16 protein-coding genes are annotated in these 23,382 nt (G+C 47.0%); 10 read left to right on the top strand and 6 right to left on the bottom strand.

Translation table 11 applies throughout. The annotated features are described in order from the left end of the window. The first annotated feature begins 322 nt into the window (after positions 1-322). The 7 genes from GO003_RS04495 (at position 323) to GO003_RS04525 (ending at position 10,592) form a co-directional block, all read left to right on the top strand. Positions 323-3,004, top strand: coding sequence for a bifunctional acetate--CoA ligase family protein/GNAT family N-acetyltransferase (locus GO003_RS04495; protein WP_159657812.1), 2,682 nt, complete (start codon positions 323-325; stop codon positions 3,002-3,004). Positions 3,005-3,152: 148 nt separating this feature from the next. After that, on the top strand, positions 3,153-4,253 hold the full coding sequence (gene gcvT / locus GO003_RS04500) for a glycine cleavage system aminomethyltransferase GcvT (protein ID WP_159657810.1): 1,101 nt from the start codon (positions 3,153-3,155) through the stop codon (positions 4,251-4,253). Positions 4,254-4,255: 2 nt separating this feature from the next. Next, on the top strand, positions 4,256-7,150 hold the full coding sequence (gcvP, locus tag GO003_RS04505) for an aminomethyl-transferring glycine dehydrogenase (RefSeq protein ID WP_159657808.1): 2,895 nt from the start codon (positions 4,256-4,258) through the stop codon (positions 7,148-7,150). A gap of 336 nt (positions 7,151-7,486) precedes the next feature. Next, a complete protein-coding gene (locus GO003_RS04510) occupies positions 7,487-7,960 on the top strand; it encodes a cytochrome c (protein ID WP_159657806.1) in 474 nt (157 codons plus the stop codon). Between the two features lie 3 nt (positions 7,961-7,963). Next, positions 7,964-9,388: a DcaP family trimeric outer membrane transporter gene (locus GO003_RS04515; protein ID WP_159657804.1), complete on the top strand. Its 1,425-nt coding sequence runs from the start codon at positions 7,964-7,966 to the stop codon at positions 9,386-9,388. Positions 9,389-10,038: 650 nt separating this feature from the next. Further along, on the top strand, positions 10,039-10,260 hold the full coding sequence (locus GO003_RS04520) for a ribbon-helix-helix protein, CopG family (protein ID WP_041356728.1): 222 nt from the start codon (positions 10,039-10,041) through the stop codon (positions 10,258-10,260). Continuing rightward, positions 10,260-10,592 carry a hypothetical protein gene (locus GO003_RS04525; RefSeq protein WP_159657802.1) on the top strand — a complete coding sequence of 111 codons (333 nt, stop codon included), beginning with the start codon at positions 10,260-10,262 and terminating at the stop codon, positions 10,590-10,592. The genes GO003_RS04520 and GO003_RS04525 overlap by 1 nt, the downstream gene beginning before the upstream one ends. Before the next feature lie 134 nt (positions 10,593-10,726). Here the strand turns inward: GO003_RS04525 and rnd are convergent, their stop codons facing one another. The 4 genes from rnd to lptD all read right to left on the bottom strand — a co-directional run bounded on the left by rnd (position 10,727) and on the right by lptD (position 16,879). Further along, complete coding sequence (rnd, locus tag GO003_RS04530) at positions 10,727-11,884, bottom strand: ribonuclease D (protein WP_159657800.1); 1,158 nt, start codon at positions 11,882-11,884, stop codon at positions 10,727-10,729. 203 nt (positions 11,885-12,087) lie between these two features. After that, complete coding sequence (locus tag GO003_RS04535) at positions 12,088-12,636, bottom strand: DbpA RNA binding domain-containing protein (RefSeq protein WP_159657798.1); 549 nt, start codon at positions 12,634-12,636, stop codon at positions 12,088-12,090. Positions 12,637-12,690: 54 nt separating this feature from the next. Continuing rightward, complete coding sequence (locus tag GO003_RS04540) at positions 12,691-13,980, bottom strand: peptidylprolyl isomerase (RefSeq protein ID WP_159657796.1); 1,290 nt, start codon at positions 13,978-13,980, stop codon at positions 12,691-12,693. Positions 13,981-13,999: 19 nt separating this feature from the next. After that, positions 14,000-16,879, bottom strand: a complete 2,880-nt coding sequence (lptD, locus tag GO003_RS04545) for an LPS-assembly protein LptD (protein ID WP_159657794.1) — start codon at positions 16,877-16,879, stop codon at positions 14,000-14,002. 139 nt (positions 16,880-17,018) lie between these two features. Between lptD and GO003_RS04550 the strand changes: the two genes are divergently transcribed. From GO003_RS04550 to GO003_RS04560, 3 genes are read left to right on the top strand one after another with little or no spacing between them, the layout of a single operon-like run. Next, a complete protein-coding gene (locus GO003_RS04550) occupies positions 17,019-17,984 on the top strand; it encodes an aminoglycoside phosphotransferase family protein (RefSeq protein WP_231088819.1) in 966 nt (321 codons plus the stop codon). Further along, positions 17,981-18,658, top strand: coding sequence for an N-acetylmuramate alpha-1-phosphate uridylyltransferase MurU (gene murU, locus GO003_RS04555; protein WP_159657790.1), 678 nt, complete (start codon positions 17,981-17,983; stop codon positions 18,656-18,658). Before GO003_RS04550 ends, murU begins: the two co-directional genes overlap by 4 nt. Further along, positions 18,655-18,861, top strand: coding sequence for a dodecin (locus GO003_RS04560; RefSeq protein WP_159657788.1), 207 nt, complete (start codon positions 18,655-18,657; stop codon positions 18,859-18,861). The genes murU and GO003_RS04560 overlap by 4 nt, the downstream gene beginning before the upstream one ends. A gap of 100 nt (positions 18,862-18,961) precedes the next feature. Here GO003_RS04560 and GO003_RS04565 read toward each other — a convergent pair whose 3' ends face one another. Next, positions 18,962-19,897: a diguanylate cyclase gene (locus GO003_RS04565; protein WP_159657786.1), complete on the bottom strand. Its 936-nt coding sequence runs from the start codon at positions 19,895-19,897 to the stop codon at positions 18,962-18,964. A gap of 22 nt (positions 19,898-19,919) precedes the next feature. After that, complete coding sequence (locus tag GO003_RS04570) at positions 19,920-23,369, bottom strand: ATP-binding protein (RefSeq protein WP_159657784.1); 3,450 nt, start codon at positions 23,367-23,369, stop codon at positions 19,920-19,922. Positions 23,370-23,382 lie beyond the last annotated feature (13 nt).

Below are 23,382 nucleotides of genomic sequence, written 5' to 3' on the forward strand. Positions count from 1 at the left end.
AGAGGATGCGGGTACGTTTGGCGAGGATGTTCGGCAGCAGAGAACGCTGCCGTTTAGCCCCCATGGAGGGGTTCACGGCAGTCCTCGACAGGCTCATCCTGAACCTTTAATAAAGTCAAACAATTTTTCAGTATGTAAGGAGTAATTCTCAGGAATTATCCCAAAACTGATATAGCTAATTTAAGCTTTTGCAAATGCCAAAAGTTTCTGTTTGACTCCAATTGACAGGAGGACAAACCCTTATGCTTAAAATTATCCATTCCCCATGATTTAAAGATACCTTTTAATCATAACCGACTTTTTTAACTCCTGGAGCAATTGTATGGGTCCCCATTACCTGAGTCCATTTTTCACCCCTAGAAGCGTCGCTGTCGTAGGGGCTACGGAGCGGCCTGAAAGCGTGGGCCACCGGATCATGATCAACATGCAAGAGGCCGGCTTTAGCGGCGGGCTTTATCCCGTCAATCCGAACCGCGACACGATCTGCGGCTTAAAAGCCTATCCTGACTTGGCTGCAATACCTGAAAAAATTGAATTGGCCGTTATTGCGACACCGGCACAGACTGTGCCCGGGATTATCCGTCAATGTGGAGAAAAATCAATTGGCTCAGTCATCATCATCTCTGCCGGTTTTGGTGAGCAGGACACTGCCGGCAAACATTTGCAGCAAGAAGTTCTCGATATTGCGCATCGCTACAGCATTAGAATTATCGGGCCTAATTGCCTGGGTATCATTCGTCCAAACGGGCACCTGAATGCCACTTTTGGCGATGGCGTCATTAAAGACGGAAATCTGGCGCTACTTTCACAATCTGGCGCAGTATGCACCGCCATTCTGGATTGGGCTCAATCCATGGATATAGGCTTTTCGACTGTCGTCTCTATGGGAGGCGCGGCGGATGTAGATTTTGGAGAAGTGCTGGATTATCTTGCGTTAGACAGCAAAACTACCGGAATTTTGATGTATGTCGAGGGTATCAGGGATGCAAGGCGCTTTTTAAGCGGATTGAAAGCGGCAGCCCGGCTGAAACCGGTTATCTTGATCAAATCAGGGCGCCATGAAAGTGGCTGTAAAGCGGCTATGTCTCATACCGGAGCCATGATAGGAGGTGATGACGTTTTTGATGCCGCGATTGAAAGAGCCGGCGTGGTAAGAGCTTACAGTATCGCCCAACTGTTTTCTGCCGCAAGGGTGCTGGCCAACAACTATACGGTTAAACAAAATCGTCTGGCCATCATCACGAACGCGGGGGGACCCGGTGTCATGAGTACCGACCGCGCAGAGGAAGTCGGCGTGAAAATGGCTGAACTGAGCGATGCGAGTCTGGAAGCACTCAACAAGGTATTGCCGCCTCACTGGTCTCATGCAAATCCGGTTGACATTCTAGGTGATGCTACGCCTGAACGTTATAAAAACGCGCTGGAGATCTGCCTTAAGGACAAAAATATAGACGGTGCACTGATTATTTTAACGCCGCAAGCAATGACGGATTCCAAACAGGTTGCGGAATTAATTATCAGCGCGTCCAAAACCACACAAAAGCCTGTTCTGGCTTCCTGGACGGGTGGCAATCGGGTACAGGAAGGACGACGTCTCTTTGACAACAGCCGGGTTGCCCACTTCAGTACTCCGGAAGTTGCGGTTGATGCCTTCTCTTTTTTGGCGCGATACACACAAAATCAAATTCTGTTAAAGCAAATACCCTCGGCCCAAAACGAACAGGTTACCCATGATGTTGAGGGCTCACGACTGATCATTGAACGCGTTCTGGCTGAAGGACGTCAGGTTATGACTGCGCAGGAATCAAAAGCTATCCTGGCGGCATTTAAAATTCCGGTCAACCACACTGTCAAGGTGGATAACGCCAAGGAAGCCATTATCGCCGCAGAAACCTTGGGCTTTCCTGTGGCGCTGAAAGTGAATATGTCTCAGTTCTCACATAAATCCGATATCGGGGGCGTGCGGCTTAATATCAACAGCGCCAAAGATGTATCCATGCACTATACGGAGATGGAGAACCTGATCAAACAAAAATACCCGGATGTCGATGAAGTGACGATGACCATCGAGCCGATGCATCGCTCTTACAGTGGCAGAGAACTGATGATAGGCGTCATCAGAGACCCTGTTTTCGGGCCAGCAATATCGGTGGGCCTGGGTGGAACGATGGTAGAAATTCTCAATGATAAGGCGGTGGCATTACCACCTTTGAATGAGTATATGGTTGAGCAAATGATTGCCAAAACCAAAGCGGCAAAATACCTCAAACCCTTCCGGCAATTACCGGCAGCGAATATAAAAGCTCTGGTTAACACCTTGCTCAGCGTATCCAGCATGGTCAGCGAATTACCCGAAATTTTGGAACTTGATATCAATCCGCTCATCGTAGATGACCGGGGTGTCATGGCGGTCGACGCCCGGATTAAAGTGCAGATATCGCATCAGCTGTCGCCGTACAGCCATATGACGATTCACCCTTACCCGCATGAATTAATCCACTATTATCAGTTACCGACCGGTGCCAACATTTGTATCAGACCTGTCCGGCCTGAAGATGCCGATATGGAGAAAGACTTTGTCCATCGTCTTTCCGAACGCACCAAATATTTCCGTTTTATGCAGGCATTGCAAGAATTAACGCCTGAAATGGTCGTGCGGTTTACTCAAATCGATTATGACCGCGAAATTGCCTTTATCGCAGTGACCGAGGAAAAAGGGAAATCCAAAGAACTTGGCGTCGGCCGTTATATGACCAATCCCGATGGGCATTCGGTCGAGTTCGCATTAGTTGTGTCGGATGATTGTCACGGCATGGGTATCGGAACCCGTTTGATGAAAACATTAATGCAGACGGCAAAATATAAAGGCTTATCCTTTTTCGAAGGCGAAGTCCTGGCAATCAATAAGCCCATGTTATCATTAGTAAAAAAACTGGGATTCTCGATTGAGCCGGTTCCCGGCGATAAAGAAGTTGTTCGTGTGGTAAAAGACCTCAGGATGTAGCGTTCCGATTTAACAAGTCAACAGACAAACCCGAAGCCGCATCATTTTTATGGTATGAAGAATAATACATAGACAATTTTTCGCATCACCCTACGGCAACCAACTTCTGTTTGCCGTAGTTTTTCCTAATCATTTATCTTTGTGGTTAATGACTCCAGTGACAAGCTTAAAGAAAACACACCTCAATGATTTGCATACCCGATCAGGCGCCCGATTCATTGCCTTTGCCGGTTACGAAATGCCCTTGCAGTATGAAAAAGGCATCATTCAGGAACACCTGCATTGCCGCAATCACGCCGGACTATTTGACATTTCCCACATGGGGCAATGCCTGGTTAAAGGCGAGGCTGCAGCCGGTGAATTGGAAAAACTTTGCCCTGGAAATATTACCCGTTTGAATAACGGCCAGCAGCAATATACTGTTTTCACCAACGCTGACGGCGGCACGATTGACGATATTGTCATCACCAAGTTTGAAAGTCATCTTGCAATCACAGTCAATGCTGCCTGCAAGGAAAAAGACTTTCAGCATTTACAAAAACATTTGTCGGACCGTGTCCAATTTCAGATTTTGAATGAGCATGCTTTATTGGCATTACAGGGGCCAAAAGCGGCAAACATCCTGTTTAATCTGGCACCGGAGGCTTGCGAACTTAGCTTTATGCACGCCTTTTATACAGAAATTGAAGGCATCCGCTGCATGATCAGTCGCAGCGGTTATACCGGTGAAGACGGTTTTGAAATCTCTGTTCCCAACAAACATGCCAATCAATTAGCCGAACTGATTTTAAACGAATCCGATGTGGAGCTTATCGGCTTAGGCGCCAGAGATACCTTAAGACTGGAAGCCGGGCTTTGCTTATACGGCCATGAGCTCAATGAAACCATCACGCCAGTGGAAGCCGGTTTAAACTGGATTATTCATGGCAATAATCGGCGCTTTCCGGGTGCCGGCACGATTCTTTATCAATTGCAAAACGGCTCTGAACGTCAACGTACTGGACTTATTGTCAAAGCCCGAACGCCGGTCCGTGAAAATGCGCTTATCGTTGATGAACAAGGCAGCCATCTGGGCCATGTAACCAGCGGCGGCTTTTCTCCCAGCCTGGGCAAACCCATTGCCATGGCCTTAATCAATTCGGATGCAGCAATTATTGGTTCTACGGTTTACGCTCAAGTACGCAACAGCAATGTGGAATTAACCGTATGCGACTTACCTTTTGTTCCTCGCCGTTACTTTAGAGGCTAACTATGCAGGGCTCAAGACCACAACTACAAGACCTTGAAATGCGCGGCAATTATATAAACCGGCATATTGGCTCTAACGAAACGCAACTGAAGGAGCTATTGGAAACACTGGGATTGACGTGTCTTGAGGATATTGTCGAGCAAGCTTTTCCCAGCAATATAGTCAATCAGGAACCGTTAAAACTGACGGAAATCATCAGCGAAAGCGCCGTATTCAAGCATTTGGCGAAAATGCGGCAGAACAACAAGGTGTTAACTTCGCTAATTGGCATGGGCTATTACAACACCGATATGCCCGCAGTCATCAAACGGAATGTGCTTGAAAACCCGGGCTGGTATACCGCCTATACGCCTTATCAGGCTGAGGTAAGCCAGGGGCGGCTGGAAGCGCTGATCAACTTCCAGCAGATGATCATTGATCTCACCGGCATGGAATTGGCCAATTCATCGTTGCTGGACGAAGCTACGGCAGCAGCTGAAGCTATGAGCATGTCCAAAAGACTCTCAGAAACTACCGCAAATACTTTCTTTGTCGATCAAGACTGCTTTCCCCAAACCATCGCTGTAATAAAAACCCGTGCCTGCTCGCTGGGATATGAAATTATTACAGGTCCGGTTGAAAAACTGAATGAACATCAAAACCTCTTCGGTATTCTGGTTCAGAATCCAGACTGCTCGGGAGCAATCAAAGACCTGACGAGCATTGTCGCAGAAGCTCGTAAACAATCGGCTTTAGTTACGGTAGCAACCGATTTGTTAAGCCTTGTCCTGTTAAAACCACCGGCAGCTTTTGGCGCAGACATTGTCGTAGGTAACACGCAGCGTTTTGGTGTGCCTATGGGTTATGGCGGTCCTCATGCCGCTTTCTTTGCCACCAAAGAGGCTTACAAACGTTCAGTTCCGGGCCGAATTATCGGTGTGTCCAAAGATAACCAGGATCAGACCGCGTTTCGCCTGGCTTTACAGACCCGCGAACAACACATCCGCCGTGACAAGGCGACCAGCAACATTTGCACGGCGCAAGTCTTATTAGCGGTTATTGCAGGCTTTTATGCTGTCTATCATGGCCCTGAAGGGCTGCGAATGATTGCGGGCCGCGTTCACCGCTACACACAAATTCTTGCAGCCGGTCTTGAACAACTGGGTTTTCAGCTTCAAACACACAGCTATTTCGACACCGTCGTTGTCTCTACTCCAGGATGTGCCGCAAGCTATCTGGCCAAAGCAGAATACGCAGGAATAAACTTACGATTCATCGACGAAGACCATCTGGGCATGTCGCTGGATGAAACCAGCAATCGGGAAATAATTCGCAAACTTTGGCGTATTTTTGCAGCGGACAATGCGCCAATGCCCGATATCAACCTTCTGGACGAACTCACCGGTGAGTGCATTCCCAACGAGCTGCTGCGCTCCGATCCGATTCTGCAACATCCTGTCTTTGCCAAATATCATTCGGAAACCGAAATGATGCGTTACATGCGGCGACTGGCGAGACGCGATATTGCGTTGGATAGAGCCATGATACCGCTAGGCTCGTGTACGATGAAGCTCAATGCAGCAACCGCCATGCAAACGATTTCCTACTCCAGCATCAACGGCCTGCATCCTTTTGTACCTTTACATCAGGCTGAAGGCTACCGGCAGTTGTTCGATGAACTGGAGGATATGCTGTGTGACCTGACCGGTTTCGATGCCTTTTCATTTCAACCCAACGCCGGGTCACAAGGCGAATATACCGGCCTGCTGGTCATACGCAAATATCATGAAGTGATGGGCCAGGGGCAACGTGATATCTGTCTGATTCCGGCATCCGCGCACGGCACCAATCCGGCCAGCGCAAGTTTGGCCGGTCTTAAAGTCGTCGTTCTGGCCTGTGATGATCAAGGCAATGTCAGTCTGGATGATTTACGCGATAAAGCGGCCTTATACAAAGACACCCTCGCCGCAATCATGATTACTTACCCTTCTACACATGGCGTGTTCGAGGAGGCATTCTGTGAAATATGCACCCTAGTCCATGAAAATGGCGGTCAGGTTTATATGGACGGGGCCAACTTTAATGCTCTAGTCGGCATCAGCCGTCCCGGCAAACTGGGTGCCGATGTGGCGCATCTGAATCTTCACAAAACCTTCAGCATTCCTCACGGCGGAGGCGGACCTGGCGCCGGACCTATTGGGGTTGGCGCTCATCTGGCGCCTTATCTACCCGATCATCCGGTCGTCAAAGGCGTCAATCGCTTCGCAACAGAACAGGGCACCGTCGGCACTGTTTCGGCAGCGCCATGGGGTTCAGCCAGTATATTGGCCATTTCATGGGCTTATATAGCAATGATGGGGGCGGTCGGTCTTAGAAAAGCCACGCTGGCGGCCATTTTAAATGCAAACTATATTGCAAAGCGCCTGGCGCCTCATTTTCCCATTTTGTACACCGGTAAAAACGGCTGGGTGGCTCATGAATGCATCATTGATTGCAGTGAATTTAAAAAAACCGCCGGCGTTTCAGTCGATGATATCGCTAAAAGGCTGATTGACTATGGTTTTCATGCACCCACAGTTGCCTTCCCGGTTGCTGACACGTTAATGATTGAACCCACGGAGAGTGAATCCAAAATTGAGATAGATCGATTTTGCGACGCTTTAATCTCGATACGCCTGGAAATTGCCGAAATTGAAAACGGTAGCGCCGATCTCCACAATAACCTGCTTCATAATGCGCCCCATACTCACCGGTTATTGCTGGCTGAATGGCAATTGCCCTATTCAAGGCAACAGGCATTTTTTCCTGATAACCATCAGCATGATGATAAATACTGGCCCCCGGTTGGCCGTGTTGATAATGTTTACGGCGACCGCCATCTGATTTGCAGTTGTCCTCCGCTATCCGATTACGAATAAGCGATACCAGTAACGTCTCATCCGCTTTCGAATTGAGAGGGCAGGTGCTTGATTCAAAGGACGTGTCAATACGTCCCTGTGGCTCTCTGCAACAACCTTGTTGCAGAAGCCTTTTAAATCAACCACCCGCACCCAATAAAATGGGAGGGGGTGAGCAGATACTATTACCTGTTACTAACCCTTTAGACTTTTTACTTTCTGGTGTTAACAGTTGAGGGGCATTACGTTCAAAATACGAATCAAACAGCATTGCCTCCCTCTTTAGCCGCGAACTAGTTATCGAGGCACATCACCGCAATCCGCACCCCTTCGCTGTAATCAATTCGGGAGAAACACATGAAGAAAATACTGCCAATTACATTCATCCTGGTTTTGTCCGCTTGCGCTCATCAGCACGACGAACAGTCAAATCTGGGAGGAGAAAGCACAACAGGTCAGCCTGCACTGCATTCGATTCATGATAGCCAATTGCGCCTCATGATGGACCGAATGGACACGTTGATGCATGAGCGCTTTATGACCGAAACTCAACTTGATAGCGAGCGGCGTAAATATGCGCAACGCATCGCTGACAGTGCGCAGAAACTGTCTCAAACCGTCGATACCATCATTTCCAAAATGCCCGGTTTGACCTTAACACCCAGCGAACAAACCACGTTTTTAGCGTTGGCAAATAAACTGCATGATCAAACCGGGCAACTTTATGATCTTGCCAGCCGCAATCGCCTGGAAGATATTAATGTGAGGTTGCACCAAATTAATACAACCTGTATTTCCTGCCATGCGCTTTTTAGAGAAATGGATAATTAATCTATGAACCTCTTTTATCTTCTCTCGCTGATATTATTCTTATGTTTATCGGGTAACGCGGCCAGTGCAGACAATGAGGTATTGAGCTTACTCAAGGAATTAAAGGCTGAGGTGGGAGAACTTAAACAGCAACTGGACCGGTCCAATTCGCGAATCGGTGAACTTGAAAAAAAGCTTGGGGAATACCGCGCCGAAAAGCCGGACATGAAACTAACCCAGTCGCCAGTAGCGGTAGCTTCAAGTCCAGCTAAACAGGATGATAAACCCCTGGTGACCCTGGGCGATGTCAAAGGAACATTTAAAATACCCGGAACGGATACATCAGTTGGTATAGGCGGCTATGTCAAAACCGATTTGCTTTTAAACAGCATCAGTGCCGGAGCTGATAAGTTGGGCGATCAAAAATTGCTGTTGTCGCAAATACCGGTTGGCGGTGCGTCTGGCGAACACAGCCAGCTGACGTTCCATGCCAAAGAGAGCCGCTTGTGGTTCAAGTCGTTTACACCTAGCGCCTGGGGTGATATCAACACCTATATCGAAATGGACTTTTTCGGTAATGCCGGCACTTATAATTACACCCCGCGTTTGCGACATGCCTACGGTTCAATTGGGCATTTTTTGGCGGGCCAGACCTGGCCAACATTTTTGAATGCGGAGGCAATACCGGATATTCTCGATAACGGCGGTTCGGCTGGTTCTCTGTTCCTGTTTAGACAACCCTTGGTACGGTGGACTCAGCCCTTCTCTTTGGCCGGCACGGCGATGGAATGGCAAACCGCAATCGAGGCGCCCAGATCTCGAATCTGGGATTCTAATTCGAAGTCTGCGAACGACATCGATCCTAATGCCTATTCCTTTTTCAGCAACCCTGATGCCGACCGCTATCCTGATCTGGTGACGCGGTTGAATTTCTCACCGGAATGGGGCACGTTGTCGATAGCGGCGCTAGGCAGACAGATACGTTACACCAATAGCAAATTAGGCCTGAAACAGGATGCCTGGGGCGGAGCTGTCAGCTTGGCGGGTAAAATCAACGTTTTTAATCTCGATAACATTCGTTTCATGGCGCATTACGGCAACGGGCACGGCAGATATGTCGGCACGGACAATACGTTCAGCGATGCCTCTCTGGATAATGAAGGCAATTTATACCTGACCACCAGCTACGGCGGTATGTTGGCTTACCAGCATTGGTGGAACAAACAATGGCGCTCGACGGTGGTCTACGGGTATGCCCAAGCTGAACAGCCGGATTGGGTCAATCAGGTTCTAAATCAGGAAGTGCAGTCGTTACACGCCAATTTATTATGGAGCCCGGTTAGTCAGGCGGTGATGGGCTTAGAGTATATTTACGCCAATCGCGAGTTGTTAGACGGACGGGAAGGGGATTTACAAAGGCTGCAGTTTTCGGCGCGCTATAATTTTTGAACTATTTCCCGGTGTGAATTAGCAGATATTAGCTTGAAATATCACACCGATTAATAACTGGGGGTCAGGGTAATATTAACTTAACTTAACTTAATGTTACTCTGACCCCGATTATTACAATCAGAACTTGCCGAATGTTGAAATGCCGTGTACCTGACAATCGGGCCGACAATGTTACGAGAAAATCGTAAGCTGCAACCTGCCAAAAAGGAACGAACAGGAACTGGTTTTTAAAGACGAGTAGGGGACATAAATCGGTCGTCTAACAAAAAGAAATCAAGTCAAAACACAACTCGGTGGCAAAGTCCAAATGCCGTGGAGATGTTAGGGCAACAGCACAATGGCGTCGACAGTGAATGGATGGCGCATTTTTTGTGATGTGGAACGCCGTTTTGGCGCGGCGATATTGCATATCAACACTCCCAAGTGTAGGTCGGGCAACAGTTTTATCGTTGCCCGACATTGCGGTGCTCAATGATAAAATGGCAGCATCAAAACCACAAATCGTTGCCACATTGAAATATTGAAATGTCGGGCACGAAAAGCATGTGCCCGACCTACCGGTCTGCAATTTCGCAACTTGTTTATGTGAAAAATAAGCGTATTATTTGCATATAAATAGCGCCTTTTTAACGCAATTGGAGAACTGTATGGCAAACGATAAAGAAACAATTCGCCTCAGCTTGAGTGTGTCACCTGAGCTAAACGAACGTCTGGAACAACTGGCTTCTTCGGGGCACACCACTAAAACCGAGATTCTACGTAAAGCCATTGCCTTGTATGACGTGGTCGCTGAAGCTAAATCGGAGAAAAAAAGATTAGGTATCCTTGATCAAAACAAACAATTATTGACCGAGATCGTAGGCATCTAGTGAACGGGATAAGCGACGAAAAACGCAGCGACTCCCAGATCAACCTGGGACAAATTGTCGGTAACGATCATAAGTACGAGTTGTCAGTCAGCAACGAAACACCCGAGGATGCAACTGCCAGACGTGCAAGGGAAATGGCAGAGGCCGAACTGAAACGAAAGATGACCTATTCGCTATTTTGTTTTGCACTTCTCGTCGTGGGTGTTGTTTTTGGCGGCTGTGTTTATCTCTTCGCGGTAGGAACGGTGGAAGACAAAAAATGGGCCGCCGGCATTATCAGCGCAATTGCATCCGGCTTAATCGGATTTTTGGTAGGGCAAGGGAGAAAATAATTGCTGTTAATGGACGAGCGGCCGCGACGATTAATAAATAACTGGGGGCAAAGTAAACTTAGATTCACTTAACTCTGCCCCCAGTTACTGAATGTCACGCTCTAGGACAACTTGCCAATCCAATTCAGATTGAATTACTCCGGTTTATTTACGCTGTACACTTTTTCCGCTTCTATGCCTAAAAGTTGCTCGCCTTTTAAAAGGCCTTCCAACTCCTGTCCGACCATGCTGTAACGCCAGCCCTGCCTGAGCAAGGAATCCGGGTCATCAAACAGCAACAGTTCCAGATCTTTCCGGCTGGCAAGAATCGCTGGATTTAAATCGTTTTCATCAGCTCGAATGCGGACCAGGGCGGTTAAAATGTCAAGAATCGCTTCTTGATGCTGAGACTTTTTTGCTGACCGTCCTTTCTCATTGAGTGGAACCGGCGGCCTTTGTTTTGCCTCGTCAATCAACCGGCAAATGGTTTTGCCGTGCTTCATCGCGATGCGTTCATTAAAGCCCCGCACGGCAATCAACTCGTCTACACCTGAAGGTTGAAGCTTAGCCAATTCAAACAGCATATCGTCCCGCAACAACCAGTTTCTTGGCCTGTCTTCGTTCTGTGCGGTTTTCTCCCGCCATTCGCATAAGGCTTGCACAATGGATAACTGTTTGCCGGTCAATTTATTTTTGCCGCGTACTTTAAGCCAGGCATTTTTGGGGGATACATCATATAACTCTGTGTTTTGTAAGAGCTCAAAATCGAGTTTCAGCCAATCCAGACGGTTCAATTTTTCCAGCTTTTCCAGCATGAGCTTATAAATTTGACACAGATAAATCACATCATCTGCTGCATACTCCAACTGAGCCTCGCTCAAAGGGCGCACCGTCCAATCCGTGCGCGTATGGGCTTTGCTGAGGTTTACATTCAATAAACTGGATACCAGCATGGCATAGCCCGGATTTTCCTGAAACCCCAGCAATGGTGCTGCGATTTGGGTATCAAAAACCGGTGAAGGAACCTTACCGGTGATTTGGTAAAAGATTTCCAGATCCTGCCTGCAGGAATGAAAGACTTTAATGATGTCCGGGTTGTAGATGGCGTCGAACAATTCATTCAGACTATCCAAAGCCAAAGGATCTATGCAGGCAACCCAATCGGGCGTTGCAATCTGAAGCAGGCAAAACTTTGGATAATACGTTTTTTCTCTGAGAAACTCGGTATCCAGAGCCAACCAGGATTCTTTACTGATTTGCCTGCAGAGTTCGCTTAATTTGGGTGCTGTGTCTATGTATTGAATAATGGGCATAAAAAGTTAAAAAAATTAATGTGTTCAGCATATCGCCTCAATCAAAAGCGTCTCTTGCTATCTGGTAATAAAGGTTAGGACATTTTCTGGAAAACTGTCAGTGCAAATCAAGAAAACCAGAGCCGGAAAAAATTAACGACTGCGAACGCTTAAAAAACGCAGCAGGCTTGACCATTCAGAACCGGGAACTTTTGCTATCCGCCTCATTCGACGGGACTTTTCTGAGATTGACCTGAACTCTGTTTTGATCGCTTAAAATTATGATGTCTTTTTTTTCTAGAACTGCTGCCGGTGCGTTTGATATTCAGCCGGTGTTGATTGAACTCTACACATTTTAAATGCTGGAAAATATCTTCAGGCATGCCCTCCGGCAATTCAACCAAAGTAAAAGCCAATCGAATATCCGGGTTGCCAATCATTTTTCGTTCAACGCCGGATTCTTCTACTAATAGATCAGTTAACGATTCTTTTGATAAACCCTGCTTACGTCCGACATCCAGCCGATAGCGGACCATTCTGGCCGGTGGGTTTATACTTGGAACATTGACCGCTTCATCATCAACAAGGCTGATGTCTTTCTCAGATACAGGGGGTTCAATGGAATTGACCCAATACAGCAAGGCTGCAGCGCATTCCAGTGCATCGATTTGCAGTTCCTTCACAAGGTCACCGATGGCAGCTCTATGTGCCGACAATGACTGTGTTTCTAGAATATTTTTTAGTTTCAGGACTAACTGGTCATCCATTTTCATATTGGTCATCCGTTATGGAAACTATTGTCAATCGACGCCAAGACAGCAAATTGCTTATAACCTGTCGTGAAAAATTTCAACGTAGCCCTCATCTCTGAGCCTGCGCAACCAAAGCTCTGTTTCTTCTTCAATTTTACGTTTGCGTATCGTCTCCCTGACCTGCTCTTTTTCAAATTCGGAACTGTTATCCTGTTGTTTTCTGTCCAATACCTGGATCAAATGCCAGCCAAATTGCGTTTGTATCGGCTCACTGATTTCATTAATTGCCAATTTATTCATGGTCTCTTCAAATTCAGCTACTAATGCACCCGGTGCTACCCAATCTAGACTTCCTCCATTCAATGCCGAGCCTTTATCATCCGAGTGGGCTCTCGCCAGACTTTCAAAACTATCGCCGTCTGAAATCCGTCCCTTCAGGTTTATCAGTCTTTTCTTAGCCTCTTCATCATTAACCAATTCATTGGTTTTAATCAAAATATGCCTGACCTGGGTTTTCGTGATCATGTGCTGGCCACTCCCTCCGCCTTTGGTCTCCAATAACTTGATCACATGGACGCCACTTGGACTTCTTATAGGATCAGAGATATCGCCTTGTTTCATTTTAACCACTTCATCAACAAACAAAGTAGGTATCTGGCTGATCGGGCGCCAGCCCAAATCGCCACCTTTCAAAGCATCACCACCTTCCGATTGCTCCATGGCGACCTGTCCGAAATCCTGGCCTTCCCTTAACTGTTTAACTATCCCTTGCACTTTACTGTTTGCTTTCTGGATAGCCGATGCCGATGCGCCCTCCGGCAAAGACACCAGAATATGTCCCAACCGGTACTGAACTGCATCACCGCCTAATTTACCTTCGGTATCCTGATAATGCTCGACTTCCCTGTCGGTTACTTTGACCCGTTCGCCGATCTCGCGGCCACGCAGCTGATTGATAATAATTTCATTACGCAGGTTATCCAGAAAACTCTGATAGGAGATAGACTGCTTTTCCAGCTCGTTACGAAATTGCGCCGTGGTCATATTATTTCTTCGGGCAATATCGTTGGCAGCATTGGCCAATGTTTCCTCATTGATGTTAATGCCGGACCGCTCAGCCAATTGCCGCTGCAATTTGTCCATGATGAGTTTATCCAGTACCTGTTTACGGAGAATGTAATCAGGCGGCATCATCGTTTTGCTCTCTTTAATCCGCTGCGAAATTATGGCGACCTCATTTTGTAACTCCCTTTCCAGAATGACATCTTCCTCAACAATCGCGACTATTCTATCCAGTACTTGCGCTCCCACAGGGGCAATAAAAAAACAACGCAAGAACAGGAAAATCACTAACGCTAATTTCATAAAAATGTAATACATCCTCTTATTGGGGCTTACGATACCCATAGATATTTTTCTCAAAAAACGTATCCAGACTGGTTCCAAAAGATGACAGTCCCTTCAATTCAAGCTGAACAAACACACCCGTTTGACTTTCACCGGTATAAGCCTGCTCGGCGACTGACAGATCATTAATCGCGTTGATATAACGGCGGCCGATGATACGAAAACGCCAGCAACAGCTTTCTTTTTCAAATCCGGCAAAACTTTCAACCGTTGAGTTGAACAACATTGAGTATTGCCACCTGCCCACAACATACCAGTTGTCTACAATCGGCCAACGGATAGAAACATCGGTTTGTTCCAACAGATCCTGCCGGTAACGATAACCAAGATTAATGATCTGATCAGCTCTGTTGTTGTACCTCAAAGCCACTTCAGTTCGGGTGACATCATTTTGATAATGATCCCATTGCAAAGCCGTTATCAGCTTGAAATGATCAGTCAACTGAGCATCAAACTCGGTGACCAGATTTGATAAGCTGGTGTCCAACGGTTGAGGCGCTTGCACCTGATAGCCCGCGATGGATTGATTTCTGAGAATTTCACTTGTGGGGATATCAACACGGCGATCTTGAAAATAAAATATTTCGCCGACACTCAATTTTAGCTGTTCCCTGCCTGTACCCGCATCAATCAACCGTGAAGTCAATGCCGTAGTGATCTGATTCGCATCCTGCACTCTGTCTTCGCCACTGAAACGATTTTCCCTGAACATACTACTGAAGTTAAAGTCGTATTCAGCGCTGTCAAAAATAGGAATATCATTCTGATCGGTATTGGGTATATATAAATAAAACAGGCGAGGTTCGATGGTATGCGTATAAGCCGACTGACCCAGGTTAAGATCACGCTCCATAATCACGCCGCTGTCTACCGATACAATCGGCAAAGTACGGGAAATACTGTCAGACACCCCTACAGCCTGGTTGTTCAGTGAATACTGAGTATGTTGCAAGGAAAACTTGGGCGTCAGAAAAGTGCCTGGCGTTGCCAAAGGCAGACTCACTGAAGGTTTCACATTAAACCGGGCTCCTTCAACGATCTCATCATGCTGAAAATACACAAACTCCGATCCCATCGCCACATCCAGGGGCATAAAATCAAAAGAGTGCCCCAGGTCCAGCCTGGTTTGCGGCAATCGGCGGTACGGTTCCTGTTCCGGCAGAATCGTTTTATCAATGGTTTGATAACTTTCAAGCTGAGAAAAAAACGACACCCCCGGTAAATTGTAGCGAACGTCTCCGTGACTCCTCAAAAAACGCCTGTTGTTAAAACTAAACGTATTACCCATGTCGTCTATGTAATCATCATCCGATACATAATTGGCATCAATGGTAGAAACCAAATTAGGCATAAAGGTTACGTTGTTTCTGAATGAACCTTGAAATCGCGTCTCATCATCGCGCAACGCATCAGTCGTTAATACATCCAAGCTTAATTCGCTCAGGCTCATGCGGGATAAATACCTGGCATCACCCCCTATCATCATCCCCCGTTTGGAAATATAACGAGGACGGAATGTCGCGTCATAATCCGGCGCCAAATTGAAATAATAAGGAGCGGAAACATCAACTCCGTTTCTGTCATTGTAACTAAAGTTGGGCGACAAAAGACCGGACTTCCGGCGATTGTCGATAGGGAATGAAATGTAAGGCGTGTAAAAGAAAGGCACCCCCTTAAATTCCAGCCAGGCGTTTTTAGCCGAACCTTCACCCGATTCTTTATTCAGCTTTAAATTGGAAGCATGCATTAACCAGTCCTGATTTCCGGGTGCACAACTGGTGAACGCCACATCAGTGAATCTGGAAAAATATTTACTGTCCCGGTAAACCGCTTTTGCAGAACCCCGGATGGGGGTAGATGGCGAAATAAACAGGGCGTTTCTTAACCTGGCTTCATCTGATCCCAGTTTCAACATCATCGTGTCACTGTACAGTGACAATTCATCTTCGCTGTAAAAAGAATGCCCCTGAGCATCCATTGTCTGGGAGACCGTATCATAGTGAACCATATCGGCAGTCAAACGTTGATCAGCTCGGGCCAAATCAACATTGCCAAAAAAACCGGTCACTTCATTATCAAAAATTTCGGAATAATCGGCATTCACTTCCATTGGCGTCTGTTCTCTTAAATCCTTACTGGATTTAAAATCAGGCGGCATTCCCAATGACGTGGTGCAAGTCGCCCAAGGATCATAACTGAGCCTTGACTGAAGAATATCGAAAGTCTGCTCTTGGTCATGATCAAATGTCGGCGTTAACAGAGTGAACCCGGTGTCACTGTCCTCCATCACGCTCGCCTTCCCTCTGGGGTCTGTTCCACTCAGCTTGCAATTCCAGTTATCATTGTCGCCTTTGACATCACAATTCCACCCTTTTTGATCGTTTGCTGAAACGGTCGGCGGCGTTGCTTTTGGCTTGGCGCCAGTGTAATTCACCATGACCGGAGGCTTTTCCGGCTTGGCTTTTTCTTCGGCAACGGGTTCACTCAGCAACTCAGAAGGCTTTTCATCAGCCAGTTCCTGATCTGGCTGTTCAATTTCAGTTGAAGCGACGCCTTCTGCCTCCTCACTGAACGATTCAGACGGTAAAGTCTTTATTTCGGGGGCTTCGGCTGAATCTATGACGTTATCTACAGGCGGTTCAGGAACCTTATCGATGGGGCGTTGTTCAGAAACCGGAGGAACCGGATTTGCCTGCACAGGAGGAGGCGTGACGACTTGAGTAGAAGCGGGCTTTTCGGTTACACATTCCCATTCCTCGCTTTCACTGGTTTTTTCACAATCCCAAATTGCATCATCAGCCAATACAGTCTTGGCAGCAGCAAAAAAAAATAAATAGAGAAAAAAACGGAAATGCATAGATAGAGTTTTGTATGATTGGCTGGATCGGTCTAAGCGAATAAAATGCCGGACACCTATTCTAACCGTTTTTTTACCTGATTTATAAACTTAAGTAACACCCGACCCTATGACCACAGATGACCCCCGTGTAAACCTTATGCTCGATTGGCTAGAAAATGATTTATCGCTGACGCTCGATGAATTTGGCCCGGCCTCAAACGACGCCAGTTTTCGCCGGTATTTTCGAATTTCCACCTCAAAAAAAAGCTTTATCGTGATGGATGCGCCACCCGATAAGGAAAACACCGCTAACTTCATAAAAATAGCCGAATTAATGCGCAAGGCATCGATTCATGTCCCTGAGATTTTCGAAAATAATCACGCGCTAGGTTTTATGTTGCTTGAGGATCTGGGCTCAACCAGCTTTCTGGATATTCTCAGCGAAGAGAATGTTGATGCGCTTTATGGGCAGGCATTGGACAGTTTGCTTCGTCAACAAAAGTATTTTATGAATGCAACCGTGGACATTCCTCATTACGACTCGCCGCTTTTGACTCGTGAACTGGCAATTTTTGACGAATGGTTTTTGCAGAAGCTATTGGATATTGCCATTCCGGACACTATCAGATCGGATCGGGATGAACTTTTGATAAGCTCAGCCCTCTCACAACCGGTCACATTTGTTCATCGCGATTACCATTCGCGAAATCTTATGGTTACCGGTGCTAACGGACCAGGCATTATAGATTTCCAGGATGCCGTAATGGGCCCCATCACTTACGATGCCGTCTCATTACTCAAAGATTGTTATATCAGCTGGCCGGAAGCCGCCGTTGATGGCTGGCTCAAAAACTATTTCCAACGACTGAAACAAGTTCATCCCTTCGAGGCCGACTATCCGCAATTCCAACGCTGGTTCAACCTGATGGGCTTACAACGCCACCTTAAAGCCATTGGCATTTTTAGCCGCTTGCATCTTCGCGATGATAAATCCGGCTATCTGGCAGATATTCCCCGCACGCTGAACCACGTCGTATCGGTAGGCCGACTTTATCCCGAGTTATCCGGATTTTCAGACTTTCTGATGCAATCCGTGCTTCCTATTTATGAGCGTCGAGCATGAAAGCGATGATACTTGCCGCCGGTCGCGGCGAACGTATGAGGCCATTGACCGACCATACGCCCAAACCTCTGCTGCCGGCAGCTGATAAGGCTTTGATCGTCCACACCATTGAACAACTCTGCCAGGCGGGTTTCACTGAAATTGTTATCAATCTCGCACATTTAGGCGAACAGATAAAGCATTTCCTGGGCAATGGCAATCGATTCAATGTTGCCATTGAATATTCCGATGAAGGTGATGGCGCACTCGAAACTGCAGGAGGTATTATCAAAGCCTTGCCCTTGCTGGGATCATCCCCTTTTCTTGTCGTCAATGGCGATATTGCAACCGATTTTCCGTTTGCTTCACTCAGAACACTGGAAATCAATCTCGCGCATCTGATACTGGTCAATAACCCCGCCCACCATCCTGATGGTGATTTTGGTCTTGACCAATCGAACAATGTCGTGAATGATGCCCCTGTCAAGTTGACTTTCAGCGGCATAGGCGTTTACAGCCCTGCATTATTCGAAGGCTGTCTACACGGTAAGCAGAAATTGGCACCCCTACTCAGATCAGCTATCGAACTGCAGCGGATAACAGGCCAAAAATTCGAAGGATTTTGGCTGGATATAGGCACACCCGAAAGGTTACTCGAACTGGATCACCACTACCGAAGAGGCACACACTCATGAGCGATCATATCTATAAAAAAATTGAACTCACCGGCTCATCATCCGTTGGCTTACAACAAGCCATTGAAAATGCGATTGAAAAAGCGAGCCAAACCATTCCCAATATGCGCTGGTTTGAAGTCGTTGAAACACGGGGCCACATTGAGCAAAACAAAATTGCACATTGGCAAGTGACCATTAAAGTAGGCTTTAATTTGGGTTAAAAACAGCGCTATCCTGATCCGGAAGCATCGAGAAGCGTGCTTCCGGTGCAGGATTTTCAAGTTAAGGAAATTTTGAGAACAGTCAGCAAACTCGAATTTTCTATCCGTTATTGTTCATTCCAGCCACAACAATCCGGTTACGGCCCTGCTGCTTTGCTTGATACAGCGCAATATCGGCACGTTTGAGAATGGCTTCCGGCGTCAGGTCGCCGTCTTCAAGTTGAACCACACCGCCGCTGACTGTAAAGTTGATTTGATGATGATCTGTAGCAAGTTGGGTTTCGGCCACTTTTTCACATAGTCTTGCGGCGATTTGCGCGGCTTCTTCCAGTGTTGTTTCAGGCATCAGGATAGTGAACTCTTCCCCCCCGAAACGGCTAAAGACATCGTTTTTCCTCAAGACTTCCGCACTGGTTTTAACAACTTCCATGATCACCTGGTCACCGGCATCGTGACCGAAACTGTCGTTGATATTTTTGAACCTATCAATATCGATCACCATTAAACTCATCGGATGCTGGTAGCGTCTGGCGCGAGACATCTCGTTTTTAAGCATATCGATAAAATAGCGACGATTATGGGCACCGGTTAGCGGGTCTGTCATGGCAAGCAGAGTCAACCGGGCATTCGCATCCTTTAAGGCCCGGGTCAAGCGCTGAAGCTTCAGTTGATGCCTGACACGCGCTTTAACAACCGCCGAGGAAAACGGCTTGGTAATGTAGTCAACAGCGCCTAATGTTAATCCTTTTTCTTCGGTATCACTGTCGGGAATACCGGTAATAAAAATAACCGGCAAATCGGCGGTAGAAGGCGACTGCTTCAAGTGCATCAAGACTTCAAAACCGTCCAATCCCGGCATTGAGATATCGAGCAAAATCAGATCCGGTATGCTTTGCATAGCTGAAAGCAAGCCCTCTTCACCGTTTTGCGCGAAGATGATATTGCCGTGCGATTTGAGTAAGCGGGATAGCACAACGATGTTTTCCTTGGCGTCATCGATAATCAAGATAGTCTGTTGATATTCTTTAACCGGCATATAAATCCCCCGTTTACTTAGTTCAAATCGGAGCGTGCAAGCGCTCTCTGAGTTTGCGCACACAATCGGCTGCAGCTTGAAACTCCAAATCCTCAAGATGGTTTTTAATCCGCTTCATTTCATGAGCATACACTTCGCCCAAGCGCACGTTGATATGTTCCAGACAATCCTCTGCATGCCAATTGTTGGCCTCCAGAAAACCGATTAATTTATCGAATAACGTCACGATTTCATTGAGATCGGTTCCGGTTAACAGGATTTCATCGGTGTCGGCAACATGAGTGTGCAGCTCAGGCTCTTCAAAACGCCAATGTGCTATTTCGTTAACAAATCCGTGGATTGCAGCAGCATAATCAGCCAATAAACGGCTTAGCTCTGCATTTTCATGATTGCGGAACGCGGTTTCCAGCTTTTTAGCCACATCAAAAACAGCGGTAATTTGCAAGTTGCCGGCAACGCCTTTGATTTGATGTGCTTTTTCGGCAGCCTTGTCCCATTCGTTATCGTTCAGCAATGCTTTAAATTGCTCCGGTGTCTCTTTTTGTTCACCGGCAAATTTCAGCAATAAGCGCAACAGGAGTTTTTCGTCACCCTGCAAAAGATGTAATGCGGAATAAACATTGACCGATACAAGATTTTGTAACGGATATGGATTAGTCGATATGACTTCAGGCGGGCGGACCGAAGTGGCAGACGTCGGATCTGAAGGATATTGGTGACGGCTGGTGGTCCATTTCGCCAATTTTGAAAAAAGCAGTTCCGGTTCTATCGGTTTTCCGACATGGTCTTGCATACCGGCTTCCAGACATTTCTGCTTGTCCGATTCTATGGTGTGCGCTGTCATCGCGATAATCGGCAAATTATCGAAGCGCGGATTTTTGCGCAAGGTTAATGTCGCCTCGTAGCCATCCATTTCCGGCATCTGCAGATCCATCAGCACGGCATTGTAATAGCCATCGGCTGCGCTTGACAAACAATCAACAGCTTCTCGTCCGTTGCCGGCAATGTCAATGCTGACCCCTGCAGCCTCCAACGTTTTACGCACCACGACCTGATTGATTTCATTATCCTCCACGACTAAAACGCGAGTACCCCGCACTGATGCCTCGTAGAAAGCCAAATTCCTGGAATCATGTTTGGCTTGTATGGTCCTTATCAACGCTTCCTTGCCGCTGGCGTTCAGAATGGCGTCCATCAAACACGAAGGCGTGCTGGGTTTGTTAAGAAATGAAATATTGCTGAAGCGATGCGACAGTTTTTTGATGCTTTCGGATTCGAGTGAAGAAATATTGATGATGATCGGCGTTTGAGAGCCAAATCCATCCGATTCCAGCGCATTAATGATGACCTGTTTTTGATTCGCCGGCATGTTCCAATCCAACAGCACCAATTCATGGGGAACGTGTTGGGACTTCTGCTGATTATCCAGGATTTGTTCCAGCGACATGGCGCGCAAGGAGCAGACTGTCACTTTAAAACGCAAATCGTGCAGCATTTTTTCGAAAATGGCACAGCCCGTTTCGTTTTCCATAATCAATAAAACATGCCAGCCCTCCAATTCAGCGGGCATGACACTTCCTGGCTGGGCGTCAGGAAGGACATTCAGCGGTAACGTAAAATAAAATTCGCTGCCGACACCTTCAATACTGTTAACCCCGATTTCACCTCCCATATGCTCGATCAAATGCTTACTGATCGACAATCCCAGCCCGGTCCCTCCGTAGTTACGGGTTGTGGAGCTATCGGCTTGAGTAAATGACTCAAAGATCCTGCTTATCTGCTGTTCCGACAATCCGATGCCGGTATCTTTAACGCTGAACCTCAGCGCCTCCTCCCCTTTGTTGAAAACCGATTCAACGGCAATAATGACTTCGCCTTGCGAGGTAAATTTGATCGCATTACTGCACAGATTGGTTAACACCTGAACAATCCGAAGCGGATCGCCGATCATGAGTAAAGGCACGCCGATGCCCCGGTCAACCAATAACTCCAGGCGTTTTTCCGCCGCAATCGGTTCGAGCATGGTGCCGATATTTTCCAATACCTTGTCAAGGTTGAATTCGATATGCTCGATGACCAATTTTCCGGATTCAATCTTGGAAAAATCGAGAATGTTATTGATGATACCCAACAGATTTTCTGAAGAAAGTTGAACTTTATTCAAATAATCACGCTGGACTTTGGTCAACTCGGATTTTAGAACCAGGCGATTCAATCCGATAATGGCGTTCAACGGTGTTCTTATTTCATGACTCATATTGGCTAAAAAATCCGCCTTGGCCGAGGCGGAAGCTTCGGCGGCCAATTTGGCTTTGGCGAGCTCCTCTTCCACTTTCTTACGCGAGGTGACATCCATCACCAAGCCTTCCCAAATGATATCGCCGTTGTCCTGCAATTGCGGTCTGGAAGCGGCATGAAACCATTTCCATTCACCATTGCTGGTTTTCTGACGGGCTTCGAAATTCCAAGGGTTAAGGTGCATGGCCGATTCCAGAATGCTCTCCTGAAACATCGGAAAATCGTCAGGGTGAATCGTGTTTACGATAGGGGTTGCGTCGTTTTTGACACTGGCCGGCTCAACACCAAAGACTTCTTTACAGCCCCTGCTGGCATAGGGAAAAGAAAACAATCCGTCCGGCGTCATGCGAAATTTGTAAATGAAACCGGGAACATTAGACGCCAGTCTCTCAAAACTGCCGTTTTGTAACTCTAATTCCCTGGCGATTTTAATCTGCTCGGTGATATCGACAAAACTGACCAGATAACGCGCGAAGTCGGATTCATTGTCCGACAGTTGCACGACCGTCATTCTGACATGCACTGTTTTTCCAGCCAGGTTTCGAAATTCATACTCGGAATTGGAGCGTTGCTGCTGCAGAACATCCCAAACCCGGGTTAAATATGATTTGGTCGGAGAAATAATTTCCAGCAAGGGTAATCCCATCAAATCAGACTCTAAACCGCCGGCAAGTTTACAAAAAGCGGTATTGGTAAAACGGATGATGCCCAGCGTATCCAAAAGACACACGCTTTCACCGAGGTTTCGCAAAAAAAACATCTGATCATGCTTTTGCAGTGATTCTGTTGCTTTTGGCGGGCAGTGCTTGGGCCATAAATAAAATACCGCAAAATGGAGACCCGACACTTCAACCAGAGAAACCGAAGCCGTATATTCCAGAGCGATGCCTTTAGCATGGCGCCAGGTCAGAGGAAATACCGGAAGATAACGTTCGGTCTCAATAATTTTCCACCATTCCTGTTGCCATTGGTTCAGTTCGATGCCGGGCACTAACTGATCCAACGAAGTGCCTTGCAAGGCGTTGGGTCCATAGCCCATCGTTTCAGCAAAACGCTGATTAAAATAACCGACGATGCCGGCCTGATCCACCCATAAACTCGCAACCGGAGCCTGCTCCAAGGCAGCCAGTTTGGCGACCGTTTTGGGCAATTTTGACCATACCGAGGTGTTCATCAGAAAAATCGAC

The organism is Methylicorpusculum oleiharenae, assembly GCF_009828925.2.
GTDB classification, from domain to species: Bacteria; Pseudomonadota; Gammaproteobacteria; order Methylococcales; family Methylomonadaceae; genus Methylicorpusculum; species Methylicorpusculum oleiharenae.